This is a genomic window from Kitasatospora sp. NPDC059722, from assembly GCF_042733235.1.
Lineage (GTDB): Bacteria > Actinomycetota > Actinomycetes > Streptomycetales > Streptomycetaceae > Kitasatospora.
In genome coordinates this window covers 1-4,523 of record NZ_JBHWGD010000219.1, presented here as the reverse complement: position 1 = coordinate 4,523, position 4,523 = coordinate 1, and the positions used below count along the sequence as shown (strand labels likewise).

Here is a 4,523-nt window from a genome sequence, read left to right as displayed (position 1 = left end):
CCCTCACCCAGGTCGAGGGCGTCGGCAAGACGGGCGGCACCGTCCTCAACGCGGACCGGCGCGCCGCCCGGATCGACCTCTACCTGACCGCAGACCCGCAGAGCCGACGCGCCCGCGACCTGGCCTCCGGCCCGGTCCGCGCCACGGTCGCCGCCCACACACCCGCCGGGACCAGCGCCCACGTGGGCGGCACGGCGGCGATCTTCGCCGACATCTCCACCGCCGTCGACCACGACCTGACGATCGTCTTCCCGGTCGCGGCCGCCCTGATCGCCCTGATCCTGCTGCTGCTCCTGCGCAGCCTGCTCGCCCCGCTGGTCCTGATGGTCTCCGTTGGGCTCGGCTTCGCCGCCACCCTCGGGGCCGCGACCCTGCTGTTCCAGCACGGGCTGGGCGAACCGGGCGTCAGCTTCACCCTCCCGCTGGTGCTGTTCCTGTTCGTCGTGGCACTGGGCACCGACTACAACATCCTCATCACCGACCGGATCCGCGAGGAGATGCAGCGCCCCGGCCCGCCCCGCGCCGCCGTCGCCCGCGCCGTACGGCACACCACGCCCGCCATCGCCACGGCCGGCCTGGTCCTGGCCGGTTCCTTCGCGACCCTCGCCGCCACCCCGGGCAGCGAACAGGTCGCCTTCGCGCTGACGCTCGGCATCCTGCTCTCCGCCGCCGTCCTGTCCCTGGTCCTGGTGCCCGCCGTCGCCACCCTGCTCGGCCGCGCCCTCTGGTGGCCGCTCCGCCCGGCCCACCACCACCGGGCCGAGCCGGCCCCGGAGCCCTACCGCGTCCCGGTGCCCTGACCGGCGAGCCGTCGGTACTCCAGCAGGACTTCTCCATCTCCGCTATCTCCGCTGGTAAACGGCCTGGGAGTGGGAATCGCGGTCGGGCGGGTGCGGGACAGTCGGTCGAGTCCCGCCTCACGCCGGACGAGCTGCGAAGGGGCCACGGACCAGGCAACTCCCGGTGATCTTGATGGTTCTGATGCCCGGCTATGGTCCGGACCCGTGACGGACGGGGTGCAGAAGCCGTACGAGGCGATGCGCGGGCACTTCCACCGGGCCGCAGGGCAGCACGGATTCACGCTCGACCCCGCCCAGGAGCTCCCGGTCGAACGACCCGGCCGGCTGGCCGGCGAGCTGGCCCACCCGGCTTGGTGGCTGCGCCGCAGTCCCCGGCGGGGGGGCCGGCGGCCGGGGCGCGGCCCCCGCGGGGCGCCGCGCGGCCCGGCGCGCGGGGCGCCCGGCGCGGCCCGCGGCAGCCCGGGATGGTCTTCTCGGGACCGGACGGCACCCTGCCTGTCCCCACCGACAGTGCGTACGCGCGGCCGTGCGTCCCGCCCGGCCGGGCGCCGTCGCACGACGGTGACCGGCCCGCCGCGGCGGCGGCGGACCGGACACCGTGGGGAAGGACCAGGGGTCAGTCCTTCTGGGTGATGTCCTTCATGTCCTTCATGTCCTCGTATCCGAGGCCGAGCTTGGTGTAGACCTCCTGCTCCGCCGGGCTCATCCCGAGGCGCTGCGTTCCTCGGACTGGGCGCCGGTGAGCGGCTTTCCGGGGGCCGGCGCCGCGCCGGGCCCGGCGGATCCGCCCCGGCCCGTGCCGAGCCCGTCGGCGCGGGTGAGGTTCGGCACGACCCGCTGCAGGTCGTCGCCGGTGAGCGCGACGGTGCCGGCGGGGGCCTCGACGGTCGGGGTGCTCTGGCTGAAGGCCAGCTTCACGGGGAAGTTGACGCCCGGTCCGGCCTTCTTCTCCAACTGGGCGAGGTCGAAGGTCACGGACGCCGGCTTGCCGTCCTTCAGGTAGAGGTCGGCGCCGACGGCGGTCTCGCGCACGCCGGCCGGCACGGCGTCGGGCAGCTTGCCGAACTTCTCGGGGAGCTTGGCGGCCAGCGGCCTGACGGCCTTCAGGAGCTCGTCGGCCAGCCGGCGGCCCGGGGCGCTGATCCAGACGTGCTCGGTGCCGTCCTTCTCGCCCTTGTCCTCGAAGGTGACGGTGCGGGTGAGCACGTCCTTGACGGAGTTGGTGAGCTGCTTGGCGGTCTCCGGGTCCAGCGACGGCTTGGCGCTCGGGGAGACGGCCTTGGTGCCGTCGGACTTCTTGGCCTCGTCGGCGGCCGCCTGCAGGTCGAAGGTGATCCACTTGCCGGCCAGGACGTCCCGGACCGGGGCCGGTTCGGCGGGCAGGTCCTTGCCGACGGCGTCGACCTGGGACGGGTCCTGCCCGGCCAGCTTCACCAGGCCCTTGGCGTCGGCGCGCAGGTACGCCTTGGCGTCGACCTGGCGGTACTCCAGCAGCGCGGTGCCCTTGCGGTCGGAGAGCATGTAGGACAGGCGCACCGACTTGTCGACCGTCAGGTCCCGCTGGGCGTCGGGGCTTTGCCCGGGCTTGAAGGAGTCGAGCTCCTTGAGGGGCTTGTCGGCGGCGACCGTGGATGGCGTCCGATTATTCCGGACACGATGCACCGGGCCCAGGCCCGCATCGCGGCGGACCGCGGGGCTCCGTTCCCGCACTGCGAACCTGACGACCCGGCAGCACGAGACGACTTCGGGCGCCGACGTCCCGGGCACGCCGAGCGGGCCGGAGGGCCGCCGGGGCCCGCCGCTGACCTGCGTTGATCAGTTGTATACGGGCGATCTATAGCTTCGGCGGGCCCGCGCTCGCCGAGCGTGGGGCTTGATCGGCATGCCAGTACGAAGGTGAGGTCGCCGACGCTCATGCGCCGCGATTTCTTCAGATCCACAATCCGGTCCTTGGCGACCGTGGTGACCGCGGGGGTGCTGATGGCTCCCCTGCTGGGCGCCGTAGCACCGGCCGCCCAGGCGGCCGAGGCGCCGCCGTACCTGCACCCGTGTTTGGACACGAGGAAGGAGTTGCCCACGTTCGTCTACCGCGGGGTGGCGCTGAACGTCGGCAGCCCGAACGACGACAACCAGCTCACGCCGGGTGCGGCCGTCCCCAATATGGACCCGGATTCGATCTACCGGGACGGGTTCACGTCCAAGGGCAACCGGGCGGGCGCCAACCCGTCCTTCGATCTGAACACCCACGTCATCGGTGATACCAACACCGGGCACAGCACCGACAGGTCGGGCTACGTCAGTACCAGCGGAGACCTGGAGAAGGCGAAGGAGTTCGGCGCCGGGTACGGCGGCTTCACCCGGGTGGATCCCGAATCCGCCGCCGGGCAGCCGAAGGGGTGGAAGGAGGGATGGGTCTACAAGATCAGGCCGGATCGACGCTTCCTCTACATTCCCGACCAGTTCTTCCCGGGAGACCTGCCCGGGACTGCCACGAACGAGAAGGAGTGGGCGGCGGTAGGAGCCATCCCCGGCGGATTCGTGGAATCCGCGATGCGGGTGCGTCAGGCGTACATCCGCCTCGGCGGGCAGATCGTCCGCTCAGGGCCGATCGAGGTGACGGAGGAGAGGCACCGGGAGATACCGGTGCCGGACCGGGTCCTGCTACCGCCACTTGAGCAGTATCACTGGAGCTCGCGGGTCTGGGCGGCCGAAGCACCGACCATGGCGAACGAGAACGAGTGCTTGGGCGGCCCCGCCGACGAAGACCCCGAGTGCAAGAAGCCCGACGCGACAACGAGCAGCACGGCCGCGACGCTGAGGTCCGCCGCCCTGCGGTCGACCGCGACCACGGTCGCCGCCGCCGGCGCTGCGCCGAAGGTGTCGACGGCGGCGCTGACGGCCTCCGCCGACGCGCCGGTCACCGCGCCGGTCACCACTCCGGCCGCCACCGACGCGGGCCGTGCGCGGCCGTTCGACGGTGCGACGTACCAGCTCACGGCGGCGGCGTCCGCCTACGGTCCGACCTTCAACCTGGACGTGCGCGGCGGTGTGAAGGCCGACGGCACGGTGGTCCAGGCGTACGCGCGCAACTGCACCGCCTCGCAGAACTGGCGGCTGCGCGAGGTGGCGAACGGCCGGTACGTGGTGGAGAGCGTCCTGGCCCAGGGCACCGTCCTCCAGCAGGACGCCGACAGCCACAACACCGTCATCCGGCCGGTGCAGAACGACGCGGCGGGCCGGCCGAACGGCAGCACCGGCCAGCAGTGGACGTTCAAGGACGCCGGTGACGGCACGTTCAACCTCGTCAGCGCGGCCGACCAGTCCTGCCTGACCATGGCCGGGCAGCAGTCCGCCGGGCTGAGCGTCCGGCCGTGCGACGGCGGGATCCCGCAGAAGTGGAAGCTCGCCGCGCCGTGCGTGCCTGCCGACCCGGGCACGCCGAGCGGTGCCGGGCGCACGGTGCCCGGCTACCAGGGCCTGCCGTGGCCGACCGTCAAGGGACACCCCGAGCTGACCTGGCCCGCGCTGCCCGGCGCGCCGGGCATCCCGTGGCCGTCGGTGCCCGGCTACCCGGACGTGCCGATGCCGGGCCGACCGGACCTTCCGGCCGTCGATTGGCCGGGCGCGCCGCAGCTGCCGGCCGTGCGCCCGCCGACCCACCCGGGCCGCACCCGCGGGCCGGCGGTGGCCCGCGTGCCGGGCGTGGGCGGGGCCCCGATTGCG

At 73.2% G+C, this 4,523-nt stretch carries 3 protein-coding genes; 2 read left to right on the top strand and 1 reads right to left on the bottom strand.

What is annotated here, in order from left to right; translation table 11 throughout:
- Positions 1-800, top strand: an 800-nt coding sequence (locus ACFV4F_RS42545) for an MMPL family transporter (RefSeq protein ID WP_380511235.1), incomplete at its 5' end; no start/stop codon positions are given.
- Between the two features lie 702 nt (positions 801-1,502).
- On the opposite strand, the gene ACFV4F_RS42540 is transcribed toward ACFV4F_RS42545, so the two are convergent.
- Complete coding sequence (locus ACFV4F_RS42540; protein ID WP_380511232.1) at positions 1,503-2,462, bottom strand: hypothetical protein; 960 nt, start codon at positions 2,460-2,462, stop codon at positions 1,503-1,505.
- Positions 2,463-2,759: 297 nt separating this feature from the next.
- On the opposite strand from ACFV4F_RS42540, the gene ACFV4F_RS42535 reads away from it, so the two are divergent.
- Positions 2,760-4,523 (top strand): RICIN domain-containing protein (locus ACFV4F_RS42535; protein WP_380511238.1); only part of this gene is annotated, 1,764 nt, incomplete at its 3' end.